This window comes from Citrobacter sp. FP75 (genome assembly GCF_018342065.1).
In the GTDB taxonomy this organism is placed as follows: domain Bacteria; phylum Pseudomonadota; class Gammaproteobacteria; order Enterobacterales; family Enterobacteriaceae; genus Citrobacter.
Genome location: NZ_JAFDOE010000013.1, coordinates 1 through 24692 on the forward strand (window position 1 = coordinate 1; position 24692 = coordinate 24692).

Below are 24692 nucleotides of genomic sequence, written 5' to 3' on the forward strand. Positions count from 1 at the left end.
CTTTTCGTCCATAATTTGCCTGTCTCCGTTGTTGGAATGAACATATCAAAAACAGGCAGATACACAGTTTAAATTACAGTCTCGCAAAGACAGAAATAATATTAACTTTCTGTCTTTGTCTCAGTTTTATTTTTCTGTAAATGACACTTTAATTATTCCTGATCGTATTATTTTCTCGGGCATAAATCCATGGAGCGATATATTCTTCACGGCTCGAATCCAGATAATCCGACCACCACTGCATCATGGCCTTTCGAGCATCCAGATGTTCCGCTTTATGTATATATGCGGCCCGTACACTATTGCGCTCCTGATGACTCATCTGCCGCTCTACGGCATCCCGCGACCAGAGTTCAGATTCCACAAGTGCACTACAGGCCATTGCCCGGAAACCGTGGCCGCAGACATCCGCTTTTGTGTCATAGCCCATTAAGCGTAGCGCCCGGTTGATAGTGTTTTCACTCATCGGCTTGTACGAATTATGGTCGCCGGGGAACACCAGTTGCAGATGACCGGAGATGTCCTGTATCTGCTTCAGAATGGCAATCGCCTGCCGGGAAAGCGGCACGATATGCGGAGTGCGCATTTTTGCGCCACGACCAGAGAAGCGGACTTTCTCAATCGTTTCCCGTGTGGCTGGGATGGTCCAGATTTTGTGTCTGAAATCAATCTCGTTCCAGCGGGCAAAGCGCAGTTCGCTGGAACGGATAAACAGATGCAGGGTCAGCACCACCGCCAGCCTTGTTAACTGCCGTCCCTGTTGATAATCACCAATACGTTCCAGCAGTTCGGGCAACCGCTCCAGTGGCAGAGCGGGGTAGTGATTTTTAACCGGCGGCGCGGTGACGCCTTCCAGATGCTGTGCCGGGTTGTATTCGGTGAGTCCCTGCTGAACAGCATAGCGCATGATATTGCAGATCTGCTGCCGGGTACGGGATGCCACTTCCAGAAAACCATTATTCTCGATAACTTTCAGCAGCGCCGTGAAATGCTGCGTTTTTAGCATCGTAACGGGCATATGACCAATCACCGGGAAGATATGATTTTTCATGCTGGCAAGTATACGGTCAGCATAATCTGCCGACCACTTTTTGTTGGTTTTGTGCCAGTTCAGCGCGACAATTTCAAAGCATTTTTCCGGTGACGCGGCGGCTTTTTCATTCATGCGCTGCTGTGCGGGGTTGATGTTCTGTGCCAGAAGCTTACGGATGCCGTCTCGCTGTTGACGGGCGTCGGAAAGTGAAACCAGCGGGTAGGCGCCCAACGCAATACGGGATTCTTTTCGGTTGAAGCGATATTTGAGGTACCAGAGGCGTGAACCGCCCGGATTGATAAGCAGATACAGACCGTGTGAATCAGTCAGTTTAAAGGGTTTATCAAGAGGTTTAATACTGCGGATTTTCGCGTCGGACAGGGACATATGGTGGTCACTCCATTATCGAACTGAAATGACCCCAAATCAGACCACCAATTTCGCCGGATGCGGAGGGAAAACCAGATACGCATCGGGAAAGATTTTCACGCTAACTTATTGAAACCTAATCATATAGGTACTTCTAAGCACGCCTGAAAACAGGAATTTGGCTCCTCTGACTGGACTCGAACCAGTGACATACGGATTAACAGTCCGCCGTTCTACCGACTGAACTACAGAGGAATCGTTTGAACGAGGCGCATATTAGCGAGGGGGGCAGGGGTTGTCAAAGGAGAAATGTAATTGCGAGTTTGTTTGCTGACAAAACCAGCAAAGCGGCGATCTTTCCATCTTTTTAGCCTTTTGCCCTATTCTGGTGCGCCACTACCTGCGATGGGGCAGGGAAAAACGGCTGACAGGGTAAAGAATCTTGAACATTGACCTCCAGTCCTTATTTTACGGGCGCTGAGCGTAGTAACGCGCATCAAGTCGAAACTGGCAAGCATCTTGCAACCCTGATTCACATGGCTGCCAGCACGGGTTCTGGTATTCCGACAGGAGGCAAGATGAACTTCAGACGACTGAAATACTTCGTAAAAATCGTCGATATTGGTAGCCTGACTCAGGCCGCAGAAGTGTTGCATATTGCGCAACCCGCGCTGAGTCAGCAGGTTGCCACGCTGGAAGGCGAGCTGGATCAACAGTTGCTGATTCGTACCAAGCGCGGTGTGACACCCACTGAAGCTGGAAAGATGCTTTACACCCACGCCCGCATGATTTTGCGCCAGTGTGAGCAGGCGCAGCTTGCGGTCAGTAATATTGGGCAGACCTTAAGCGGACAGGTGTCTATTGGCCTTGCGCCCGGGACAGCGGCATCATCCATCACCATGCCGTTATTACAGTCCGTGCGCGCAGAACTGCCAGAGGTGTTGATCTATTTACATGAGAACAGTGGGGCGGTGCTGAACGATAAGCTGCTCAGTGGGCAACTTGATATGGCCGTACTCTACGAACGTTCCCCGATCGCAGGCATTATCAGTCAACCGTTGGTAAAAGAGGACCTTTTCCTCGTTGGCACTCGCGATTGTCCAGGGCAAAGCGTCGATTTAACCGCGGTAGCCCAGATGAATCTGTTTCTTCCCCGGGATTACAGTGCGGTGCGTTTGCGTGTAGATGAAGCCTTTTCATTGCGCCGCTTAACGGCCAAAGTGATTGGGGAGATTGAGTCTATCTCTACCTTAACTGCGGCGATTGCCAGTGGTATGGGGGTGACCGTTTTGCCGGAGTCCGCAGCGCGTTCGTTATGCAATGCGGCAAATGGCTGGATGGCGCGAATTACCACACCGTCGATGAGCCTGCCATTATCGTTGAATGTCTCGGCCAGAGGCAGTTTGTCGCCTCAGGCACAGGCGGTGAAAGAGATTCTGCTGTCGTTGGTCAGTTGCCCGGCGCTGGAAAACCGTGAGCTGCAGTTGGTTAGTTAGACCTTATTCCGTGCAGGAATAAGATGCAGGTTTTTATTATTTGTTATGCCGGGCATCAGACTTTAACAATAGCGTAATGTCTGATGTATCCGGAGCGTAGAGTGAATTTCCAGCAACTTAAAATAATCCGTGAGGCGGCACGTCAGGATTACAACCTGACGGAAGTCGCGAATATTCTTTATACTTCGCAATCGGGGGTAAGCCGACATATTCGCGAGCTTGAAGATGAGCTGGGTATCGAGATATTTATCCGCCGCGGTAAACGTCTGCTTGGCATGACCGAGCCGGGTAAAGCCTTGCTGGTTATCGCTGAGCGCATTCTCAATGAGGCCAGCAATGTTCGCCGACTTGCCGATCTGTTTACCAATGACACTTCCGGTGTGCTGACAATTGCCACCACCCATACCCAGGCTCGTTATAGCCTGCCTGCGGTAATTAAAGCGTTTCGCGAACTCTTCCCGGAAGTTCGCCTGGAATTAATTCAGGGAACGCCGCAGGAAATCGACTCGCTATTGCAAAATGGTGGGGCAGATATTGGCATTGCCAGCGAGCGGTTAAGTAGCGATCCTCTGCTGGTGGCTTTTCCCTGGTTTCGTTGGCATCACAGCCTGCTTGTTCCTGACGATCATCCATTGGTCCAGACCTCTCCGCTGACGCTGGAAGCCATTGTTCGCTGGCCGCTGATTACTTACCGTCAGGGCATTACCGGGCGTTCACGTATTGATGAGGCATTTGCCCGTAAAGGGTTACTGCCGGATATTATTCTCAGTGCGCAGGACTCTGATGTTATCAAAACCTATGTAGCGCTGGGACTGGGCATCGGACTGGTGGCGGAGCAATCCAGCGGTGAGCAGGAAGAGGGGACGTTAACCCGTCTTGATACCCGGCATTTATTCGACGCCAATACCGTCTGGCTTGGCCTGAAACGCGGTCAATTACAGCGCAATTACGTGTGGCGATTCATTGAATTATGCAATGCGGGATTATCCGTGGAGGAGATCAAGCGACAGGTGATGGAGTCAGATGATGAAGTAATGATTGATTATCAAATATAAAACAAAAAGCCTGCTTAGTTTCCTGAGCAGGCTTCTTAAATTTGGCTCCTCTGACTGGACTCGAACCAGTGACATACGGATTAACAGTCCGCCGTTCTACCGACTGAACTACAGAGGAATCGTGTGAACGAGGCGAATATTAGCGATGCCTGTCAGGGTTGTCAAAGCCAGAATGGAAAAACGCGATCGTTTGCCGAATTTTTCTTCATTTCGTCGCTTATTCAGGCGCAACAGGTTGTTTTATACACTTTTCACGTTCAGCTCGCGGGTACTTCCATAACCATCGACCAGTGACCATTCGCCAGTAAAAAAGCGCTGCGCGAACTGCCCAATCGAAGAACATTCCCATCCACACCCCAACGACTCCCCAGCCTAATACGATCCCGAGGGTGTAACCTACCACTACGCGACAACCCCACATGCCCAGCATGGATACCCACATAGCGAAACGTACATCGCGTGCGCCCTTAAACCCGGCAGGAAGAACCCAGGATGCTGCCCATATCGGCATAAATGCCGCATTGAGCCAAATCAGGATGACTATGACCTCTTTTACATCCTGATCTTGGGTATAAAACGAAGCCATCACGCCAGCAAAAGGAGCTGTAAGCCAGGCGATGGCGGTTAACCCAATGGTGGATAACCAGAATACGTGCCGTAACTGGATTTCGGCCTGGGCAATCTGTCCATTTCCCAGACGTCGACCGGTGATGATAGTGGAGGCAGAACCAAGAGCATTACCGGGCAGGTTAATCAGAGCCGCAATAGAAAAAGCGATAAAGTTACCGGCAATAACACTGGTTCCCATTCCTGAGACAAACATCTGGGTGAGTAGCTTACCGCCGTTAAACAGCACCGATTCGATACTCGCAGGAATACCGATACCCATCACTTCCCAGATAATGGCGAGATTCAATGGTTTAAAATAGCTCTTCAGGGGAATGCGCAGCGCTGGATTAAAACCAATCATCAATACCCAGATAATAGCGACAGCGCCGATGTAACGGGAAATTGTCAGACCGAGTCCAGCACCTTCGAACCCCATCCCTTGCCACGAGAAAATACCGTAGATAAGAATACTACTGATGACGATATTCAGTATGTTCATCCCGCCGTTAATCAGTAGCGGTATCTTGGTGTTTCCGGCACCACGTAGTGCCCCACTGCCGATCAAAGCAATGGCTGCCGCAGGATAACTAAGCACCGTCAATTCCAGATACGTAAGCGCGAGTGCTTTGACCTCCGGCGTTGCTTCTCCGGCAACAACATTAATGATCTGTTCGCCAAAATAGTGAATGACCGCTGCCAGCACGATGGCAAAAATTGTCATAATCACCAGCGACTGCCTGGCCGCGGCCCGGGCCCGACGGCGATCGCGTTTTCCCAGACTAAAGGCCACCACCACCGTAGTGCCTAGATCGATAGCGGCAAAAAATGCCATGATGACCATATTGAAGCTGTCGGCGAGACCGACGCCTGCCATTGCTTCTTTTCCCAGCCAGCTGACCAGGAAAGTACTCAGTACCCCCATTAAGAGCACACAGGTATTTTCCAGAAAAATAGGTACGGCAAGCGGGGTGATTTCACGCCAAAAGAGAACTTTATAACTCTTACGTTTGGCATACCAGGGCGTGCGGGAAACGACCTGGCGTAAGGCGGTGGAGACGTTCAAAGTGGACCTTAATGAAGAAAGTTGAAACCTCATTTCAAATGATGAGGGAGAATCAAAAAAGCTGCAAAGTTTTTTCCATATAAAATGTCTGTAAATGCAACAAAATGTCTAGAGAAGCACCAATTGATACGCATTGAGGGAAATGGGGTTTGACAAAAAAATTTTCGCCGCTAAGATAGGCCTCCACAACGATTCCTCTGTAGTTCAGTCGGTAGAACGGCGGACTGTTAATCCGTATGTCACTGGTTCGAGTCCAGTCAGAGGAGCCAAATTTAAGAAGCCTGCTCAGGAAACTGAGCAGGCTTTTTGTTCTTGATTTACCGTCGACACCAGGCCTTCGGATAACCCTCTGAATCTGATACATGCACTCAGGCTTCGTCAGTCCTTGACTTAACCAGTGGAGCAAATATAAAAATCAGTCCCAGCATGGCTGCCATTGTGCTATATACAGCGGGAAAACCTGTCAATTCAGCAGCCAGGCCAACAGGTGCTGGTGCCATCAGCGTTCCCAGATAACCGATTGTTGTGACGATACTCATCCCCGTACTGCTTGAAATATCTGGCTGGTTTCCGGCCGCAGAAAAGGCAATCGGCACGAGATTGGCGATACCGATACCAGCAATAGTAAAGGCAATAGAAAAACAGGTTCGCTGGAATATTGGTGTTGCATGGAACTCAAAAATAAAAAACGACAGGCGGGATGATTTTCTACGATTAGTGGTGGGGGATACAAACATCGTCATCTAAATATATTGAACATTCTGCGAGCAAAACCCACCTGAGGCGCAGGTGGATTTTGACCGTACAGGCACTAATCAGAACTGATAGCTGGCGGTGAGGCTCACGTTACGCGGTTCACCATAGACGATAGAGCCATCAATATTGGTGTCGTAGGTCTTATCGAACAGGTTGTTGAGGTTGCCCTGCACAGAGAAGTTTTTCGTCACCTGGTAACGGGTGAATAAATCCACCAGCGCGTAGCTACCCTGTTCGGCGCGAAAAGTCCCATACGGCGTCACGGTATTGCTGTAAACGCGATTCTGCCAGTTAACACCTCCGCCAACGGTTAGTTCCGGCATTGCTGGCAGACGATAGCGGGTGAAGAGTTTCACCGTAGTGCGTGGCAGGTTTGGATTCACCGCATTGCCTTCGTTATCTTCGGCAACGTAACGCGTCGCGCCGAATGTCATCTGCCAGTTATCGGTAATTGCACCGTTAATTTCGAATTCGACTCCTTTGCTGACCGTACCATTTGTCGACTTATAGGCCGTTTCGCCATTGCTGCCGGCGATTGGTGTGCCGGTGGACTGCGCCAGGTTATCCTGCTCGATACGGAACACTGCGAGAGTAGTGGTCAGGCGGCTGTTCATCCAGTCCGACTTTAATCCCATCTCATAGTTGTTGCCGGTAATCGGAGCGAGGTATTTACCCGAACTGTCGCGCTTGTTCTGCGGCTGGAAGATTGAGGTGTAGCTGGCATACGTTGACCAATTATCATCAATGTCATACACCAGACCGGCATACGGCGTGGTGTGATTTTTTTCCATGCTGTAGGTCAGGGTGTCGATACGCCAGTTGGTGTAACGGGCGCCGAGAATCAAATGCAACGGATCGGCCAGTGAAATACGCGTTGCGCCGTAGAGCGATTTCATGTGCGTGGTATCATCCTGGGCCAGCGACTGTGGACTCCAGTTGGTTTCCGGGAAGTTACCATCGAAGGTGTAGAAGCTGCCGATTTCGTTGGGGAAGACGTTCGCCCATGAGCTTTCGTAACGGTTATTTTGCTTACTGTAGCTGCCACCCAGCATCAGATTATGCTGGCGACCAAACAAGTCGTAGCCGCCGTCGGCGAAGAGATCGACGGCATCCACTTTACGCTTCCCGCTGTTCCAGCCGGTTCCCCCCACGTAGTCATAACCCGGGCCATAGCTGCCATACGGGCCCACCAGCGTGCCATCGGCTTTATTGACGTATGCATCGATATACATCATTTTGCTGTCGAATTTGATCTCGGAGTGGGTGGCGTTCATCGTCGCCTGCCAGGTATCGGCAAAACGCTGTTTGAGCGTGATAAAGACTTTGTTGATGTCTTTGTCATTGTAAGCCCAGTCCGGGGCCGTGCTGTGCGAACGGTCATAGCTGTTTTTGCTGCCATCGGTATTCCAGCGCGGCAACCCGCCCCAGGTTGGGCTATTGATATCAATGCGCTGGTATTCATAACCGGCAGACAGGCTGGTAGTGTCGCCAAGATCCGCATCGACAATCCCGGAGAAGAACATTTTTTCGTTGTTGTAGCGGTCAAGCCGGGCGTCATTATTCTGGTATCCGGCGACGATGCGTGCGCGCACATTGCCATCTTCGGTTAGCGGACTCTGTAAATCCGTTACATAGCGCTGCTTATTCCAGCTACCGTATTCTGCAGACACGTTACCGGTGAACTCGCGGCTGGTGGCGTGTTTACGGATCATGTTAATGGAGGCAGAAGGGTTGCCCGTTCCGGTCATCAAACCATTCGCCCCGCGCACCACTTCTACACGTTCAAACAAGGCGGTGTCGGAAAGCGCATCGCCGAGGTTCCAGCGAGATTCAAAATAGGTCGGAATACCATCGACCATATAGTTGTCAATTTCAAAACCGCGGGAAAAGTAGCTGTTACGATCCGAATCCGCCTGGCTTTTGCTGATGCCGAGCGTATTGTCCATCACATCACCGAGGGTCTGCAGCTGCTGATCTTCCATCCGCTGCTGGCTCACAATACTGACCGATTGCGGTATATCGCGCTGCGTCATCTGCATTTTGGTACCCGCCGACGTCGACTTAACGCTGTAATCCTGCTTTTCGCCGGATGCCGAGTTGGAGGTGGCAGAACCGTCAACGATCACTGTATCTTCACTGGCGGCGTAGCCTGAGGCGGGAATAAAAGCCATCGCTATACTGACGGCCAGCAGGGAGGGGGGGACTGCAGATTGACGCTGAAAATCCCGATTGTGTGTTGTGAAAGACATCAGAAAGTCCTTGATAATTATTAATATTAAGTTCTAACCACCGTTGTGGGTGATGAACCCTTTTGTTGTAAACTATTAAATTTGCATGTAAATACGAATGCGAAATATACGCATTAATATTCAATATGTAAACGGATGCTACAGAGATAAATGAAATATTGTTTCAGTAGCCTGCAGGAGCTATAGCGTGAGTAAATGATTATAAGAACAGCGTTGAGAAGGTTTTTTGCTTGAAAAATCGAGGGTTAAAGTTGAAAGAGCGTGAGTAACTCGCTCATACTCTATACTCGCAGTGTTGCCCGGCGTAGCATGGCACAACGCATGGGCTCTTAATGAAAAAGGAAAACGTCGTGGCAGAAGAAACTATATTCAGCAAAATCATTCGTCGTGAAATTCCCTCAGACATCGTGTACCAGGATGAACTGGTCACCGCGTTTCGTGATATTTCACCGCAGGCACCAACGCATATCCTGATCATTCCCAACATCCTGATCCCAACCGTTAACGATGTGACGGCAGAGCATGAGCAGGCGCTGGGCCGAATGATTACGGTTGCCGCGAAAATTGCCGAGCAGGAGGGCATTGCTGAAGATGGATACCGTTTGATCATGAATACCAACCGCCACGGTGGACAGGAGGTGTATCACATACATATGCATCTGCTGGGCGGTCGTGCGCTGGGTCCAATGCTTGCCCATAAAGGTCTATGATAATGACCAGAGGATGCATCGCACTGACGCTGGGCCTGCTGTTGCTGGCTGGCTGTCGTTCGCACCCTGAGATACCGGTAAGTGATGAACAGTCTCTGGTGATGGAATCGACGATACTGGCCGCAGGCATAACCGCAGAACAACCTGCGTTAACCACGTCTGATATTCAGCCCTCGGCATCCTCACGACTCTATAACGAAAGGCAAGAACCCGTCACCGTTCATTATCGGTTTTACTGGTATGACGCCAGAGGGTTGGAAATGCACCCTCTGGAAGCACCACGCAGCATTACCATCCCGGCTCGTTCGTCGGTAACGTTGTATGGCAGCGCCAATTTTCTGGGCGCGCACAAGGTTAGACTTTATCTTTATTTGTAAGAGGTGAATCTTGATGATCAAAATGAATCGCTACGCATTGGTTGCCGCGCTGGCGATATTTCTCTCTGGCTGTGTGGCGCAACGTGAGCCCGCCCCGGTAGATGAAGTGAAACCGGTGCCGGAACAGCCCGCGCAGCCGCAACAGCCTGTGCCGGTTGTACCAACGGTGCCTGGCATACCGCAGCAGCCGGGTCCGATTGAACATGAGGATCAAACGGCACAGCCAGCCCCGCGAGTGCGTCATTATGACTGGAACGGTGCGATGCAGCCGATGGTGGGTAAAATGCTGCAGGCGGATGGTGTAAAAGCAGGAGGAGTTTTGCTGGTCGACAGTGTAAACAACCGCACCAATGGTTCTCTTAACGCGGGAGAAGCCACCGAGACGCTGCGCAATGCGCTGGCGAATAACGGTAAATTTACCCTGGTTTCCGCACAGCAACTGGCTGTTGCCAAGCAGCAGTTGGGGCTGTCGCCGAACGATAGCCTGGGAACGCGCAGCAAAGCGATTGGTATAGCCCGTAACGTTGGCGCGCAGTATGTGCTCTATTCCAGCGCATCCGGCAATGTCAATTCACCTGCACTGCAAATGCAATTAATGCTGGTACAAACTGGTGAGATAATCTGGTCAGGTAAAGGTGCCGTTCAGCAACAATAACAGACTGACGCGCGACGAGGTGCTGTCGCGCTATTTCCCGCAGTATCGTCCCGTCGCATCCAGTAAACCTGGCTTGAGCGGCGGGAGCTGCATTATCGAATATCATACCCACCGCTTAGTGTTGCGCTGTCATCACGATCCCAATGCGCCGGAATCACATTTCTTACGCCACTATCATGCGTTAAAACGCCTGCCAGACAGCCTTGCGCCCAAACCTCGTTTTTATACGCGAGGGTGGATGGCAGTCGATTATTTTCACGGTAAGGTAGAATCCGGATTACCGGAAGCCGACGAACTGGCGGGCTTAATGTATCATCTTCACCAGCAACCTCGCCTGGGCTGGCGAATTAGCCTGCTACCGTTACTGGAACAGTACTGGCAGTGCGGTGACCCTGCGCGTCGAACGCCATGCTGGTTGCGAGAGCTGAAGCGGTTAAGGAAAAAAGGTGAACCCCGACCTTTGCGTCTGGGGCCACTGCATATGGATGTCCACGGAGACAACATTGTGCGTACGGCGTCAGGGCTACGGTTGATTGACTGGGAGTATGCCGGGGACGGTGACATCGCCCTGGAACTGGCAGCGGTGTGGGTTGCTGATGAGCAACAACATCGGCAGTTGATCAATGCTTATGCCCGGTGTACCCATATTGATGCAGACGACTTATGGCAGCAAGTCAGGCAGTGGCAGCCCTGGATACTGATGCTGAAGGCGGGGTGGTTTGAGTATCGCTGGCAACAGACCGGCGATCGACAATTTATCAGGCTGGCCGATGAAACCTGGCGGCAGCTAATCATGAAAGGATAAGGAGAGCAGTGTGGGTCCAGTAATGTTGGATGTCGAAGGGTATGAGCTGGACGCGGAAGAGCGTGAGATTATGGCGCACCCGCTGGTGGGTGGGTTGATTCTTTTTACCCGCAATTACCACGACCCGGAACAGTTGCGTGAATTAGTGCGTCAGATCCGCGCGGCGTCACGTAATCATCTGGTAGTGGCGGTGGATCAGGAAGGCGGACGCGTGCAGCGTTTTCGTGAAGGTTTTACCCGCCTGCCTGCGGCACAATCGTTTGCCGCACTGCACGGTCTGGAGGAGGGCGGAAAGCTGGCTGAGGACGCTGGATGGCTGATGGCAAGCGAAATGATTGCGATGGACATCGACATCAGCTTTGCGCCTGTTTTGGATGTGGGTCACATCAGCGCCGCGATTGGCGAGCGCTCTTACCACGCCGATCCTGCAAAAGCGCTGGCTATGGCAACCCGCTTTATCGACGGTATGCATGCGGCAGGTATGAAAACAACCGGTAAGCACTTTCCCGGACATGGGGCGGTGACCGCGGATTCACACAAAGAAACCCCGACAGATCTGCGATCCGAAGCCGAGATTCGCGCGAAAGATATGTCGGTGTTCCAGACGCTGATTACTGAAAATAAACTCGACGCTATTATGCCCGCGCACGTGATTTACAGTGAGGTAGACTCCCTTCCGGCGAGTGGTTCACCGCACTGGCTGAAAACGGTGCTGCGTCAGGAGCTTGGCTTTGACGGCGTAATTTTCTCTGACGATCTGTCGATGGAAGGTGCGGCAATCATGGGGAGCTACGCGGAACGTGGGCAAGCATCGCTGGATGCAGGTTGCGATATGATCCTGGTCTGCAATAATCGTAAGGGAGCGGTCAGTGTGTTAGATAATCTGTCGCCGATCAATGCAGAGCGTGTTACACGTTTGTATCATAAAGGTTCATTTTCGCGTCAGGAACTGATGGACTCGGATCGCTGGAAAACAATCAGCGCCCAGCTCAACCAGCTTCATGAACGCTGGCAGGAAGAGAAAGCAGGTCATTAACGCAAGTTTGCGAGGATGCGATGATTATCTATTTACACGGTTTTGACTCTAACAGTCCGGGCAACCATGAGAAAGTGTTGCAATTACAGTTTATTGACCCGGATGTCAGGCTGATTAGCTACAGTACACGGCATCCTAAACATGATATGCAGCATCTGCTGAAAGAAGTAGATAAAATGTTGCAGCTTAATGTCGACGACCGACCGCTGATTTGCGGTGTGGGTCTGGGGGGATACTGGGCGGAACGGATCGGTTTCCTGTGTGATATTCGCCAGGTGGTGTTTAATCCTAACCTGTTCCCGTATGAGAACATGGAAGGGAAAATCGACAGGCCGGAAGAGTATGCTGACATCGCCACAAAATGTGTGACCAATTTCCGTGAAAAGAACCGCGACCGGTGTCTGGTTATTTTGTCACGCCATGATGAAGCGCTGAACAGCCAACGCTCATCCGAAGAGCTGCATCACTATTATGAAATTGTCTGGGACGAAGAGCAGACCCATAAATTCAAAAATATCTCCCCGCATTTGCAGCGAATCAAAGCCTTTAAAACGTTAGGTTAGTCACCTACTCGCGTTTAACAAAGCCAGCCTACGGGCTGGTTTTTTTATCTAAAAAGTTCAGGTTGTCTATCTTTTCAGCATCAAAACTTGATGCACATCAAATTTGGTATGACCAATGCACCGTTCGTGTTATTCTCAGTCTCGAAGAACATTTTCATTATCGTAACGTGTTGTTAATTAAAGGCTATGTCTATAACTTTTAATTAACAATTGGTTAATAAAATTTAAGGGGGTCACGTTGACTACACCATTGAAAAGGATCGTGATTGTCGGCGGCGGTGCTGGCGGACTGGAAATGGCGACGCAGCTCGGTAAAAAGCTGGGGCGCAAGAAGAAGGCCAAAATCACGCTGGTAGACAGAAATCACAGCCATCTGTGGAAACCTTTGCTGCACGAAGTGGCAACCGGATCGCTGGATGAAGGCGTTGATGCGCTGAGCTATCTGGCGCATGCCCGTAACCACGGTTTTGAATTCCAACTGGGTTCGGTGATGGATATCGATCGCGAAGCGAAGACCATTACGATTGCTGAGCTGCGCGACGAGAAAGGCGAGCTTCTGGTTCCTGAGCGTAAAGTGGCGTATGACACGCTGGTGATGGCATTAGGCAGTACGTCTAATGATTTCAATACGCCGGGGGTTAAAGATCATTGTATTTTCCTCGATAACCCGCACCAGGCACGCCGTTTCCACCAGGAAATGCTGAACCTGTTCCTGAAATATTCTGCGAATCTGGGCGCCAACGGCAAAGTGAATATCGCCATTGTCGGCGGCGGCGCAACGGGCGTGGAGCTTTCAGCCGAACTGCATAACGCGGTGAAACAGCTGCACAGCTACGGCTACAAAGGGCTAACCAACGAAGCGCTGAACGTGACGCTGGTTGAAGCCGGTGAGCGTATTCTGCCTGCGTTGCCGCCGCGTATTTCCAGCGCGGCCCATAATGAGTTAACCAAACTGGGCGTGCGTGTGCTGACCCAGACGATGGTGACCAGCGCTGATGAAGGCGGTCTGCACACCAAGGACGGCGAGTATATTGAAGCCGATCTGATGGTTTGGGCGGCAGGGATCAAAGCACCAGACTTCATGAAGGATATTGGCGGTCTGGAAACAAACCGCATTAATCAGCTGGTGGTTGAACCGACCTTGCAGACTTCGCGCGACCCAGATGTGTACGCGATTGGTGACTGTGCGTCCTGCGCGCGTCCGGAAGGGGGCTTTGTCCCGCCGCGTGCTCAGGCTGCGCACCAGATGGCATCGTGCGCTATGAGCAACATTCTGGCGCAGATGAACGGCAAGCCGCTGAAGGCGTATCAGTATAAAGATCACGGCTCGCTGGTTTCGCTGTCCAATTTCTCTACCGTCGGTAGTCTTATGGGCAACCTGACGCGCGGTTCAATGATGGTGGAAGGGCGTATAGCACGCTTTGTCTACATCTCGCTGTACCGTATGCATCAGATTGCGCTGCACGGCTATTTCAAAACCGGTTTGATGATGCTGGTTGGCAGTATCAACCGTGTGATCCGCCCGCGCCTGAAACTACACTAATATCGACGTGTGATGCCGGATGATGCTATTCATCCGGCTTCTTCCTTCAGAGTTCTCTGAATCCTGCTGTTTTACCTCCTTGTTCCACTATTTTCATCCGTAATCTGATTGGCATTCTTCATCTCCTGTTGCAAAGTTGTTACTAATAGCAAAAAAGGAGGAAGTCCCGTGAATAAATCAATGTTGGCGGGTATAGGGATTGGCGTGGCTGCTGCGCTGGGTGTGGCAGCGGTGGCCAGTCTTAACGTGTTTGAGCGCGGCCCACAATATGCGCATGTTGTCTCTGCGACCCCGATTAAAGAAACGGTAAAAACGCCTCGTCAGGAGTGCCGTAACGTGACGGTCACTCACCGTAAGCCGGTTCAGGATGAAAATCGTATCGCGGGCTCCGTGCTGGGCGCCGTTGCTGGCGGGGTTATCGGCCATCAGTTTGGTGGCGGACGCGGTAAAGATATCGCCACCGTAGCGGGTGCGTTGGGTGGCGGTTATGCCGGTAACCAGATTCAGGGCTCGATGCAGGAAAACGATACCTACACCAGTACTCAGCAGCGTTGTAAAACAGTGTATGACAAAGCGGAAAAAATGCTGGGTTACGACGTCACGTACAAAATTGGCGATCAGCAGGGAAAAATTCGTATGGATAAAGACCCTGGATCGCAAATCCCACTGGATAACAACGGCCAGTTGGTGCTGAATAACAAAGCGTAAAAAATAGTTTTACTCTGTACATCAATTAGCCCCCCATTCGCTCAGGCTGGGGGGCTTTTTTTATCAGAAGGTTAAGGCGTAGTTCAGACCGAAGGTGCGACCACGTCCTTTGTACTCATACAGTGACGGACTGCCATAGGTTGGGCTGTAGAGCAGCGGCGCACGTTGCCCCCACAGCGTGGTGTATTCCTCATTCAGCAGGTTTTCCACGCTGAAGGTCAGTTTACCCAATGGGAGCTGATAGCTGCCAATAAAGTCCATGGTGTTGTATCCGTCCAGCTTATTACCGTTGGCGTCGCTCAGGTCGAAGGTTTGCTGACTCTGCACGCGTAATGACCATGGCTCAGGCGCCCAGCCAACCCAGGCGGTCGCTTTTGACGGTGAGGCCAGCGTGACATCCCATTTCTGCCATTTCCCGTTTTGCTTCACTTCTGATTTTATAATGTTGAAGTTGCTTCCCACACTCCAGTCGGTATCAGCAATGAAATAATCCACCGCACCTTCGAGACCATAAATCCGGCGATCGTCGGGTTGCACGTTAATGGTCATATCGCTACGGTTGATGACGATCGATTTATCTGACGTTGAGTAATAGGCCGCCAGCTGCGTGCGTAGGCTATCACCGGTGTAGCGCCACCCCAGTTCGAAGGAGTTAACTTTAATCCCTTCCAGTCGTGAATCCGCGACGTTAACGCTGCGCTGGAGCTGGTAACGATCGCCGACCAGTGCGTAAGTGCCGTTACCGTAGTATTTCCCCGGATCGGGGAGTTCCACTCCCTGAGAGAAGTTAAACCATGTTTGCTGACGCTCAGTCAGATGCGCGAGGATCCCGGCGTTAAACAGGAAATTATCGTAATCGGTTTTGCCGCCCGGTATGGCATCAGCTGAGCTTGCCAGTCCGTTAGCAATCCCTTGTTGTTGCGCGTAACCGACGAAATCATCAACCCGGTTTTCAGTCCATTGATAGCGCACGCCGCCGCTAATGGTAAAGATGTCATTAATGTCATAGCTGTTTTGCAGGAAAGGCGCGAAGTTGGTGATGCTGTACCCGGGGTAGCGCCCGGTGGTGTAGGCGGTACGGTTATCCATGCCGCCAGAGGGCAGGGAGTAAGCCAGATCAAAGAATTTCTGATTGGAATCGAAGGTTTCGTGATCGGCATCGATACCCCAGGTGAGCTCCCAGTTATCCATCAACTGGCTGTTGAGGGTAATTTTGGCACCAAACTGATCGGTGTCCTGCTGTGATGCGGAGAAACTGGTGACCTTACCTTTGCTCAGTGCAGGGAAGGGGTAGAATTTCAGCGATTCATCACGGTAATAGATTTGGCTGACCAGATTCTGGCCGAAGAAATTCGCATCCGAATATTGCAGGCTAATAAGATGACGTTCTGTCCCGGGAATGCGATCTGAACTCAGACCGCTGCTGGTATACGCTTTACCGGTTCCCGTAACGGCTGACATATTGTCGCCCAGATCTAATCCATAATCCTCATCGCCCTGACTTTTATAGTACTGGGTCACCAACTGCAGTTGACGGTTGTCATCAAGCTCAATCGTCCCGGTGCCCATGACGTCCAGACGATCAGAGTGCTGCAAACCGGTTTGAGTGTTATCCAGCATTAAGGCATCGTTGTTGCCATCGTACCAGCCACCAAATCGTTGATAAGCAACAGACATACGCCCGGACGCGCGATCGGTTCCTCCGCTGACGGCTACGGCAACTCGTTCATCATGATCGTTGCTGTTGTTGAACCCGCTTTTGCTTCCCAGTTCGAGTTCAACCTCACGTTCGGGTTGGCCTTTTTTAGTGACGATATTAATTAACCCGCCGGTACTCCCGCCGCCATACAGTGAGGTTGCGCCAGAGATAACCTCGATGTGCGCAATATTAAACGGGTCAATGGAATCCAGCTGGCGACTGTCTGTACGCGAGGAGTTGAGACGCACGCCGTCGATCAGCACAACGATAGCGCGGCCGCGCATGTTCATTCCATAGTTGGTGCGTCCCTGGCTGCTGACATCAATACCGGGGATCAACTGAGCCAGTACGTCCTTAAACTCTTTACCGCCCTGAACCTGCTGCTCAATCTCGCTTCCTTCAATAACCCAGGTGGTTTGTGCCATTTCTGCCACGGTACGCTGGCTACGGTTGGCGCTGACGATGAGATCGTCTTCCTCTGCCGCCATTGCCGGTAGGGTTAATGACAATAAGAGAGGATTGAGCACCCAGAGACGCTTATGCATTTGTATTCCTTTTAAAATATTCGATCTGTTTTTGTCGTTGTGATGTAGATATCGATTGTTACATTGTGAAACAGGTGTTAAAGCAAATGCGAATATTGCTGATAATGATTGATATTATCAATGCTTTTTACAAAAGAGGTGCATTAACTCAATGAAAACAATGAGAAATGTAAGGGGATTCTCTGGGATGCACGGAAAACGAAACGGGAGCTTAATCAGCTCCCGGCGGTGTTATTACGGTGGGCGTTACTCTTTAATCAGTTCAGGCCACAAACGCAGAGTGGTTCGGGTTATTTGCATCAGTTTTTCGAACGTTGCGCCTTCGCGGGCGCTGATCGACATCCCTTGTAAAATACAGTTCAGAAATTCGGCCAGCTTCTGCGGATCGCAGTGTGCCGGAACTTCACCATTAATCTGGCGCTGACGAAGAAACTGAGTCAGCGTCTGCTCCTGCATGGCGTGACGCGATTTCACCGTGTGTGCAATGTCGCGAGAGGACGCTGCCAGCGTAGCGGAGGTATTAATCATAAAACATCCCGCCGGTGTGTCTTTGCTGGTGAAGCAGGTCGCTATTGCAGTGAAATAGTCTTCCAGTGCGGCTTCGAGACTTTTTTCTTCGCAAAAAAGTTGGGCTTCGTGTTTTGCGGCGAAGCGGCTGATGTAGCGGTCCAGCACGGCACGAAATAAACCTTCTTTATTGGTAAATTCCGCATACAGCGTGGGTGCTTTTGCACCGGTTGCCTCCACGAGATCGGCAAGCGATGTCGCTTCGTATCCGTGCTGCCAGAAGAGTGTCATGGCCTTATCAAGCGCGGCTTCCCTGTCGAACACTTTTGGTCGGCCACGGCTTTTTTTTGCACAACCTGTCGTTTCAGTTGTCATGATGCCGTCGTACCTGGTTGGGTTTATTGAACAATCATTATAAAAATATTCGTCCACACTCTCCAGTGTATTCGCGATAAAAATAATTCATTGCTATTGACATGAAAAATAAGACCTTTGTTTTTTATATAACGATCGTTATAAAAAAATGTTGACGTGTGACCTGGATCACATCTATGATTTACCTATCGATCGTTAAGTTAATCTTTTCGACACACATTCATCTGCATAAGGTCACTATTATGAAAAACGTAAAAACACTGTTGCTGGCTACTGTTTTGAGCTCACTGTCATTTGCAAGCTTTGCCGCTGTTGAAGTTCAGGCAACGCCTGCTGGCCAACAGAAGGTGGGGATTATCTCTGCCAATGCGGGAACTAACTTAGGTTCTCTGGAAGATCAACTGGCGCAGAAAGCAGATGAAATGGGGGCGAAATCGTTCCGTATTACCTCTGTAACCGGTCCTAATACTCTCCATGGGACAGCAGTAATCTACAAATAAGTTTTAGCCCATCGCAATGCCACTGCGAGTTAAATAAAAACCCCCGCGGAATAAAATCCAGCGGGGGTTTTTTATGGTCTGACTTTTACAGCGCTTGCTGGTTGACGTCGTGATGTCGCGTCACGTCTACCGGCATTCCGGATCGCAGTTCCATCGCGTGTTCCATGACGGAGACATCCGTTTGCGCTGCATTTTTAAATGTCTGCATCGAGGCGTTCAGTACTATCGGCAGCACCTGCGGATCGTCATCAATATTTTCCGACAGCGGCTGGTGTACTTCTACCAGGCGCACGCCGTTGGGTTCAACAGAGGCTTTGATCGGCGTGTTGATAATATTGACCCTGGTGCCAGGCGTTATCTGGCGGAATAAGGTCTCAATATCACCGTCGCGCAGACGAATACAGCCAGAGCTGACGCGCATACCGATACCAAAATCAGCGTTGGTGCCGTGCAGTAAATAGACACCGCCGTAAGCGGCCAGGCGAATGGCATGATGACCCATCGGGTTTTCTGGTCCGGCAGGTACGACGGCTGGCAGGTCGATACCATTAGCTTTATAGCGGGCGCGGATATTAGCTGTTGGGGTCCAGGTCGGGTTGGCGCGTTTATCAGAGACTGTGGTTACCATGGTGGGCGTCAGGGTATCTCCGCCCAGTTGACCAATCCCAATTGGATACACGGTCACCGAATTTTTTCCCGGGTGATAGTAGTACAGACGCAGTTCGGCAAGATTAATCACAATCCCTTCGCGCGGTGCATCCGGCAGCAGGGTTTGCAGTGGAATGGTTAACACGCTGCCCGCTCTTGGCACGAAGGGATCGACGCCGGGGTTAGCCTGCAGCAGTGCTAAAAAACCCACATTGTATTTTTTGGCAATGACTTCCAGTGAACCGCCGTTGTCTTCGACAACATGTACGGTGTTTTCACCCACCAACCTGCTTCCCGGCGGAGGTAGCGGCCAGGTATTTGCCTGGGCCGGTAGCGCCAGAGCAAGAGACGCGGCAAGCGTAAAGAACGCCAGCCAGCGAGAGAGTTGCTTATTGTTTAACATCACCATAAGTCCATTGTTTTTACGTGGTTTTTATCATGTGAAAGTAAACGGGAATTATGGCGGTTTGCTATGTCGGGAAGTGCAGGGAAGTGCAAAGAGTTTGTAAATTCATCAGCCGGGTGAGTATTATACTCACCCGGCGTGATTGTTATGCTACGGCGTTTTCTTCCAACTGGCGCATAAACTGACGCACCCACTCTATACGCGTTTTTCGATCGGCCAGGTCCTGAATGAACTTCAGACGAGTTGGACCGTCCAGGCGGAAGTGCTGTGGTTGTTTTTGTAGCAAACCAATCAACCATACCGGGTTGACGTGGTTTTTCTCAGCAAATTCAACGGTGCCGCCTTTCTCGTTGCCTTCGAGTTTCCTGATCCCCAGCTTCTGCGCCTGCTGGCGCAAACGGGCAATATCCAGCAGCGTACGGGCCGGATCGGGCAGCAGGCCAAAACGGTCGATCAGCTCGACTTTGATCTCTTCCAGTTCGTTTTCGCCCTTCGCACTGGCAATGCGTTTATAGAACGACAGTCGCGTGTTCACATCGGGAATGAAATCATCCGGCAGTAGCGACGGCATGCGCAGTTCCACTTCAGTTTGTTGACTGGTGAGATCTTCCAGCGACGGTTCGCGCCCTTCTTTGAGCGCGTCCACTGCGTTCTCCAACAGCTCCATATACAGCGAGAAGCCGATAGTTTCCATTGATCCGCTCTGGTCTTCTCCCAGCAACTCGCCCGCGCCGCGAATCTCGAGGTCGTGGGTGGCCAGCGCAAAGCCCGCGCCCAAATCTTCCAGCGAAGCGATGGCTTCAAGACGTTTTTGCGCATCGGTGGTCATGGCTTTCGGATGCGGCGTCAGCAGCCAGGCGTAGGCCTGGTGATGCGAGCGTCCTACGCGACCACGCAGCTGGTGCAGCTGTGCCAGACCGAAATGGTCCGCACGTTCGATGATAATCGTGTTAGCGGTTGGGATGTCGATCCCGGTTTCGATAATGGTGGTACACACCAGCACGTTAAAGCGCTGGTGGTGGAAATCGTTCATCACGCGTTCCAGTTCACGCTCGCGCATCTGTCCGTGTCCGATGGCAATACGCGCTTCCGGCACCAGTTCCGCTAGTCTGTCGGCGGTTTTCTGGATATTTTCGACGTCGTTGAACAGATAATAGACCTGACCACCACGCAACACTTCACGCAAGATAGCCTCACGTACCACCAGATTGTCATACTCGCGTACAAAGGTTTTAACCGCCAGACGGCGGGCGGGCGGCGTCGCGATGATCGACAGATCGCGCATCCCGCTCATCGCCATATTCAGCGTGCGCGGGATCGGCGTTGCCGTCAGCGTCAGAATGTCGACGTCAGCGCGCATCGCCTTGATACGCTCTTTATGTCGTACGCCAAAGCGATGCTCTTCATCAACGATCAGCAGGCCGAGATCTTTAAGCTTCACATCGTTTTGTAGCAGCTTGTGGGTACCGATAAGAATATCGATTTTACCTTCGGCGACCTGCTCCAGGATCTGCGCTTGTTCTTTGGCGCTACGAAAACGGGACAACATCTCAATGCGTACCGGCCAGTTGGCAAAGCGGTCGCGGAAGTTGTCGAAGTGCTGTTGAGCGAGCAGGGTGGTCGGCACCAGTACGGCGACCTGCTTGTGGTTCTCGACGGCAAGGAAGGCTGCGCGCATCGCTACTTCGGTTTTACCGAAGCCAACGTCGCCGCAAACCAGCCGGTCCATCGCCAGCGGCTGGCACATATCGCTGAGCACTGCGTTAATAGCCTGCGCCTGATCGGGCGTGGTTTCAAACGGGAAGCTGTCGCAAAACAGCTGGTACTGCTCGCGGTCGTGTTTGAAGGCAAAACCTTCCTTTGCCGCGCGCTGGGCATAGATATCCAGCAGCTCTGCTGCCACATCGCGCACTTTCTCGGCCGCTTTCTGCCGGGCGCGTGACCAGGCGTCACCACCGAGTTTATGCAGCGGCGCGTTTTCTTCTGCACCACCGGCGTAACGGCTGATCAAATGCAATGACGACACCGGCACGTACAGTTTGGCATCGTTGGCATAGGTGAGCATCAGGTACTCACCCGTAATGCCACCGGCCTCCAGCGTGGTCATGCCAGCGTAGCGACCTACGCCGTGCTCAAGATGCACGACCGGCTGACCGGGATGCAGCTCCGCCAGGTTGCGGATTAAGGTATCCGGGTTGATAGTGCGACGCGAATCCTGACGACGACGCGCCACGCGCTCACCGAGCAGATCGCTTTCGCAGATCAGCGCCAGGTTCCGTTTGCTATCAATGAACCCGTGTTCCGCCGATCCAATCATTAGATAACGCCCGGTATCGACTGCTTCATCGAGGCGTAAAATGCGCTTCGGCGCAATCTTGATCCGGGCGAGAAGCTCGCCGAGCGCTTCACGGCGACCTTCACTTTCTACCGAGAAAATCACCGGGCCGGTGAAGGCTTCAAGGAACTTACGTAATGCATCCAACGGCGCTTTTTGCTGCGCCTGTACGGCCAGGTCCGGCAGCTTCTGGAAGCCCAGGTTGGTATTTGCCGCTTTTTTCGGCAGGCTTTCGGTTTTAAGCTGAACGCGCGGCCAGCGTTTAAGTTCAGAGAACAGCTCATCCACCCGCAGCCACAGTGATTCCGGTGGCAGAAGCGGACGCATCGGGTCAACGCCCCTGTTTTCAAAGCGTGACAACGTATCGGTCTGAAAGCGCTCGGCGCTGGTCTCTAAATCGCCGGTATTCACCAGCAGCGTATTGGCAGGGAAGTAGCTGAACAGCGGCGGAAGCGGTTCGCTGAAAAACAGCGGCTGCCAGTATTCGATCCCGGCAGGCAGCGTACCTTTACTGACCTGCTGATAAATATGTTCAGCGTCGCGTTTCACCTCAAAGGTATCGCGCCACTGACTGCGGAACAGTTCGATAGCCGTTTTATCGGTGGGAAATTCGTGCGCAGGCAGCAGATTAATGGCGTCGACTTCTTCCAGCGTGCGTTGGGTATCGGTGTCAAACAAACGCAAACTGTCGATTTCATCATCAAAGAAATCAAGACGGTAGGGCAGCTCGCTGCCCATCGGGAACAGGTCCAGCAGCGCGCCGCGCGTGGCATATTCACCGTGTTCCATGACCTGATCAACGTGGCGATAACCGGCACTTTCCAGTTGCTCACGCAGCGCGTCACGCGATAAACGCTGACCTTTTTTCATCACCAGTGCGTGACCGTGAAGATAGCTGTGTGGACACACGCGCTGCATCAGCGTGTTGACCGGTACGATCAGCACGCCACGCTGCATGGACGGCAGTTGATACAACGTAGAGAGTCGCGAGGAGATGATTTCCTGATGCGGAGAAAAACTGTCGTAAGGGAGCGTTTCCCAGTCCGCGAGGCTCATCACCATCTGGTCGGTAAACTGACGAATTTCGTCATGCAGGCGCAGGGCGTTTTGCATGTCCGGTGCGATGAGCACCACGGGCCCGGCGTGGTGTTCGGCGATATCTGCGACCAGCGTGGCGCAGGCGGCACCGGTAAGTTCACCTAGCTGGCGCTGATCGCCAGCTTTTGCCGGGAGCGTATAACGATGTTGTTCAGGCATTCGGTTGTCAGGATCTCGTTTAGATATACGTCTGATAAGCAATGAACTGTATTATCCGCAATCGTTTCTCATAAGCAAATTGAATCGCCCCCAACGGGGGGCAAAAAGCGCGTTTGGCCTAGCGGGAAGCGGCCAGCGGCGGTGGGGAAAAGAGCCGGTCGGCAACGGCGCGCCGGGAAAACTTTCGCACTATCAGTCCGGCGAGAGTACACAACAGCAAACAAGCGAAGGGATAAATCAGCAGCAGGATCAGTTCTGCCTGCGCGGGCCATTCGGCCTGGTTGATGACGGGAATCAGCGTTAAGCTGAACAACTCGACCAAAATTCGGTGGGTAGTGTAGATGGCGATGGTGTTGGCACCAATCACGCTCAACGGGCTGGCATCACGCATGCCAAAACGCTGCTCAAACTGATAAAACACCTTCATGATCAGCACAATGGAGACCAGAGAAAGCAGCAGTGAAACGTTGGCTAACCACGCGATGACCGCCAGAATCACGGCAAACGATAAAATGACCGGGTGGCGGCGCAGCGGGACCTGTTTAATCTTTGCCATCAGCGTTGCGCCAAACCATGCCCCGAGACTGTAATACGCCAGATTACGTGCCACGCTGTTCATTCCCCACCACGGCGTCGGGAAAAAATTGACCGCTACGCTTAGCAGTACAAACAGCGCCAACAGCGGCTGTGCCCAGCGGCTGAACAGTTTGCACAGAATGAAGTAGACAATCAGCGCGTACAGATACCACAGGCTGGTGCTGGCAGTCAGCATCGCGTAGGAAAAGTCGCCGACGGAGTCAGCATATGCGGCGTTGGCTGCCTGGCTCAGATCGCGTTCTGGCGCCAGCCAGCGATTGAGCATAATTAATGCCAGCCATTGCACCACACCCCACAGTACCAGCACCCAGACAATATTCCAGATCCGTTTATCCACGCAGGTCGTCCAGCCCACGCTGTCGATATATCGACGGATTAGATATCCCGAAATAAAGAAAAACACCGGCATGCGAAACGGTGCCAGGTAGAGGTTGAGATAAATCCAGCATTTAGTCAGTAGCTCTGACAGCGGATGCTGAAAGGCTGTGAGATGGGGGTAAAAGGTAATAACCGAATGGTAAATGACCACCAGGCAAATGCATAACCCTTTGATTTGGTTAATCCATAGCTCTTTTTTATTCATTACGTCGACGTATCCGTAGTGTGAAACATAGCCTGCTATCCTGCGGGTACCTGGCGTCGCTGTAATGCGTAACCGTCTGCATTTTTGTTTTTTAAGATAAAGATCAGGTACCAAGGCTGATGAGCCGAGGGTTAACTTTAGCGGATTGATTTGTTTATACTTTTAGGAATAGTGCTGACGAACACTTACGGTTCAGTCATTTACCCATTCCGC

At 51.7% G+C, this 24692-nt stretch carries 21 protein-coding genes and 3 tRNA genes; 12 read left to right on the forward strand and 12 right to left on the reverse strand.

Features of this window, described 5'->3' with window-relative positions; genetic code table 11:
* Positions 1-148 precede the first annotated feature (148 nt).
* The gene (locus JQ822_RS23090) at positions 149-1420 is read right to left on the reverse strand and encodes a tyrosine-type recombinase/integrase (RefSeq protein ID WP_213135376.1); all 1272 of its coding nucleotides are present in this window, start codon (positions 1418-1420) and stop codon (positions 149-151) included.
* A gap of 161 nt (positions 1421-1581) precedes the next feature.
* Positions 1582-1657, reverse strand: a tRNA-Asn gene (locus JQ822_RS23095).
* A gap of 323 nt (positions 1658-1980) precedes the next feature.
* Here JQ822_RS23095 and nac point away from each other — a divergent pair.
* Both nac and cbl read left to right on the forward strand, forming a co-directional pair.
* Entirely contained in the window at positions 1981-2898 is a 918-nt protein-coding gene (gene nac / locus JQ822_RS23100; RefSeq protein WP_213135377.1) for a nitrogen assimilation transcriptional regulator NAC, read from the forward strand.
* 101 nt (positions 2899-2999) lie between these two features.
* Complete coding sequence (gene cbl / locus JQ822_RS23105) at positions 3000-3953, forward strand: HTH-type transcriptional regulator Cbl (protein ID WP_213135378.1); 954 nt, start codon at positions 3000-3002, stop codon at positions 3951-3953.
* A 42-nt stretch (positions 3954-3995) separates the two neighbouring features.
* On the opposite strand, the gene JQ822_RS23110 is transcribed toward cbl, so the two are convergent.
* The 3 genes from JQ822_RS23110 to JQ822_RS24720 form a co-directional block, all read right to left on the reverse strand.
* A tRNA-Asn gene (locus tag JQ822_RS23110) sits at positions 3996-4071 on the reverse strand.
* Positions 4072-4170: 99 nt separating this feature from the next.
* Positions 4171-5658, reverse strand: a complete 1488-nt coding sequence (locus JQ822_RS23115; protein WP_213135379.1) for an EmmdR/YeeO family multidrug/toxin efflux MATE transporter — start codon at positions 5656-5658, stop codon at positions 4171-4173.
* A gap of 19 nt (positions 5659-5677) precedes the next feature.
* A complete protein-coding gene (locus tag JQ822_RS24720; protein WP_446715024.1) occupies positions 5678-5812 on the reverse strand; it encodes a DUF5951 family protein in 135 nt (44 codons plus the stop codon).
* Between the two features lie 6 nt (positions 5813-5818).
* Between JQ822_RS24720 and JQ822_RS23120 the strand changes: the two genes are divergently transcribed.
* Positions 5819-5894: transfer RNA gene (locus JQ822_RS23120), tRNA-Asn, on the forward strand.
* 99 nt (positions 5895-5993) lie between these two features.
* On the opposite strand, the gene JQ822_RS23125 is transcribed toward JQ822_RS23120, so the two are convergent.
* Both JQ822_RS23125 and fhuE read right to left on the reverse strand, forming a co-directional pair.
* A complete protein-coding gene (locus JQ822_RS23125) occupies positions 5994-6368 on the reverse strand; it encodes a hypothetical protein (RefSeq protein WP_244849126.1) in 375 nt (124 codons plus the stop codon).
* A gap of 72 nt (positions 6369-6440) precedes the next feature.
* Positions 6441-8630, reverse strand: a complete 2190-nt coding sequence (gene fhuE, locus JQ822_RS23130; protein ID WP_213135380.1) for a ferric-rhodotorulic acid/ferric-coprogen receptor FhuE — start codon at positions 8628-8630, stop codon at positions 6441-6443.
* Between the two features lie 350 nt (positions 8631-8980).
* Between fhuE and hinT the strand changes: the two genes are divergently transcribed.
* The 8 genes from hinT to JQ822_RS23170 all read left to right on the forward strand — a co-directional run bounded on the left by hinT (position 8981) and on the right by JQ822_RS23170 (position 15027).
* Entirely contained in the window at positions 8981-9340 is a 360-nt protein-coding gene (hinT, locus tag JQ822_RS23135) for a purine nucleoside phosphoramidase (RefSeq protein ID WP_135324862.1), read from the forward strand.
* Between the two features lie 2 nt (positions 9341-9342).
* A complete protein-coding gene (locus tag JQ822_RS23140; RefSeq protein ID WP_213135381.1) occupies positions 9343-9717 on the forward strand; it encodes a YcfL family protein in 375 nt (124 codons plus the stop codon).
* 13 nt (positions 9718-9730) lie between these two features.
* On the forward strand, positions 9731-10372 hold the full coding sequence (gene lpoB, locus JQ822_RS23145; protein WP_213135382.1) for a penicillin-binding protein activator LpoB: 642 nt from the start codon (positions 9731-9733) through the stop codon (positions 10370-10372).
* Entirely contained in the window at positions 10353-11177 is an 825-nt protein-coding gene (gene thiK, locus JQ822_RS23150; RefSeq protein ID WP_213135383.1) for a thiamine kinase, read from the forward strand. Before lpoB ends, thiK begins: the two co-directional genes overlap by 20 nt.
* Before the next feature lie 10 nt (positions 11178-11187).
* The gene (gene nagZ, locus JQ822_RS23155; protein ID WP_213135384.1) at positions 11188-12213 is read left to right on the forward strand and encodes a beta-N-acetylhexosaminidase; all 1026 of its coding nucleotides are present in this window, start codon (positions 11188-11190) and stop codon (positions 12211-12213) included.
* Positions 12214-12233: 20 nt separating this feature from the next.
* On the forward strand, positions 12234-12776 hold the full coding sequence (gene ycfP / locus JQ822_RS23160) for an alpha/beta hydrolase YcfP (RefSeq protein WP_061067733.1): 543 nt from the start codon (positions 12234-12236) through the stop codon (positions 12774-12776).
* Positions 12777-13014: 238 nt separating this feature from the next.
* Positions 13015-14319, forward strand: coding sequence for an NADH-quinone dehydrogenase (ndh, locus tag JQ822_RS23165; RefSeq protein WP_117341953.1), 1305 nt, complete (start codon positions 13015-13017; stop codon positions 14317-14319).
* A gap of 168 nt (positions 14320-14487) precedes the next feature.
* Positions 14488-15027: a glycine zipper 2TM domain-containing protein gene (locus tag JQ822_RS23170; RefSeq protein ID WP_135321498.1), complete on the forward strand. Its 540-nt coding sequence runs from the start codon at positions 14488-14490 to the stop codon at positions 15025-15027.
* Between the two features lie 63 nt (positions 15028-15090).
* Here the strand turns inward: JQ822_RS23170 and JQ822_RS23175 are convergent, their stop codons facing one another.
* Together JQ822_RS23175 and comR are read right to left on the reverse strand one after the other, a co-directional pair.
* Positions 15091-17271, reverse strand: a complete 2181-nt coding sequence (locus JQ822_RS23175; protein WP_213135385.1) for a TonB-dependent siderophore receptor — start codon at positions 17269-17271, stop codon at positions 15091-15093.
* Positions 17272-17517: 246 nt separating this feature from the next.
* Complete coding sequence (gene comR, locus JQ822_RS23180; protein WP_213135386.1) at positions 17518-18153, reverse strand: TetR family copper-responsive transcriptional repressor ComR; 636 nt, start codon at positions 18151-18153, stop codon at positions 17518-17520.
* 242 nt (positions 18154-18395) lie between these two features.
* Between comR and bhsA the strand changes: the two genes are divergently transcribed.
* Positions 18396-18653, forward strand: coding sequence for a multiple stress resistance protein BhsA (gene bhsA, locus JQ822_RS23185; protein ID WP_198904478.1), 258 nt, complete (start codon positions 18396-18398; stop codon positions 18651-18653).
* A gap of 85 nt (positions 18654-18738) precedes the next feature.
* Here the strand turns inward: bhsA and ldtC are convergent, their stop codons facing one another.
* The 3 genes from ldtC to JQ822_RS23200 all read right to left on the reverse strand — a co-directional run bounded on the left by ldtC (position 18739) and on the right by JQ822_RS23200 (position 24479).
* Entirely contained in the window at positions 18739-19704 is a 966-nt protein-coding gene (gene ldtC / locus JQ822_RS23190; RefSeq protein WP_213135387.1) for a L,D-transpeptidase LdtC, read from the reverse strand.
* A gap of 148 nt (positions 19705-19852) precedes the next feature.
* A complete protein-coding gene (gene mfd / locus JQ822_RS23195) occupies positions 19853-23299 on the reverse strand; it encodes a transcription-repair coupling factor (protein ID WP_213135388.1) in 3447 nt (1148 codons plus the stop codon).
* 118 nt (positions 23300-23417) lie between these two features.
* A complete protein-coding gene (locus JQ822_RS23200; protein ID WP_213135389.1) occupies positions 23418-24479 on the reverse strand; it encodes an acyltransferase family protein in 1062 nt (353 codons plus the stop codon).
* Positions 24480-24692: the final 213 nt, after the last annotated feature.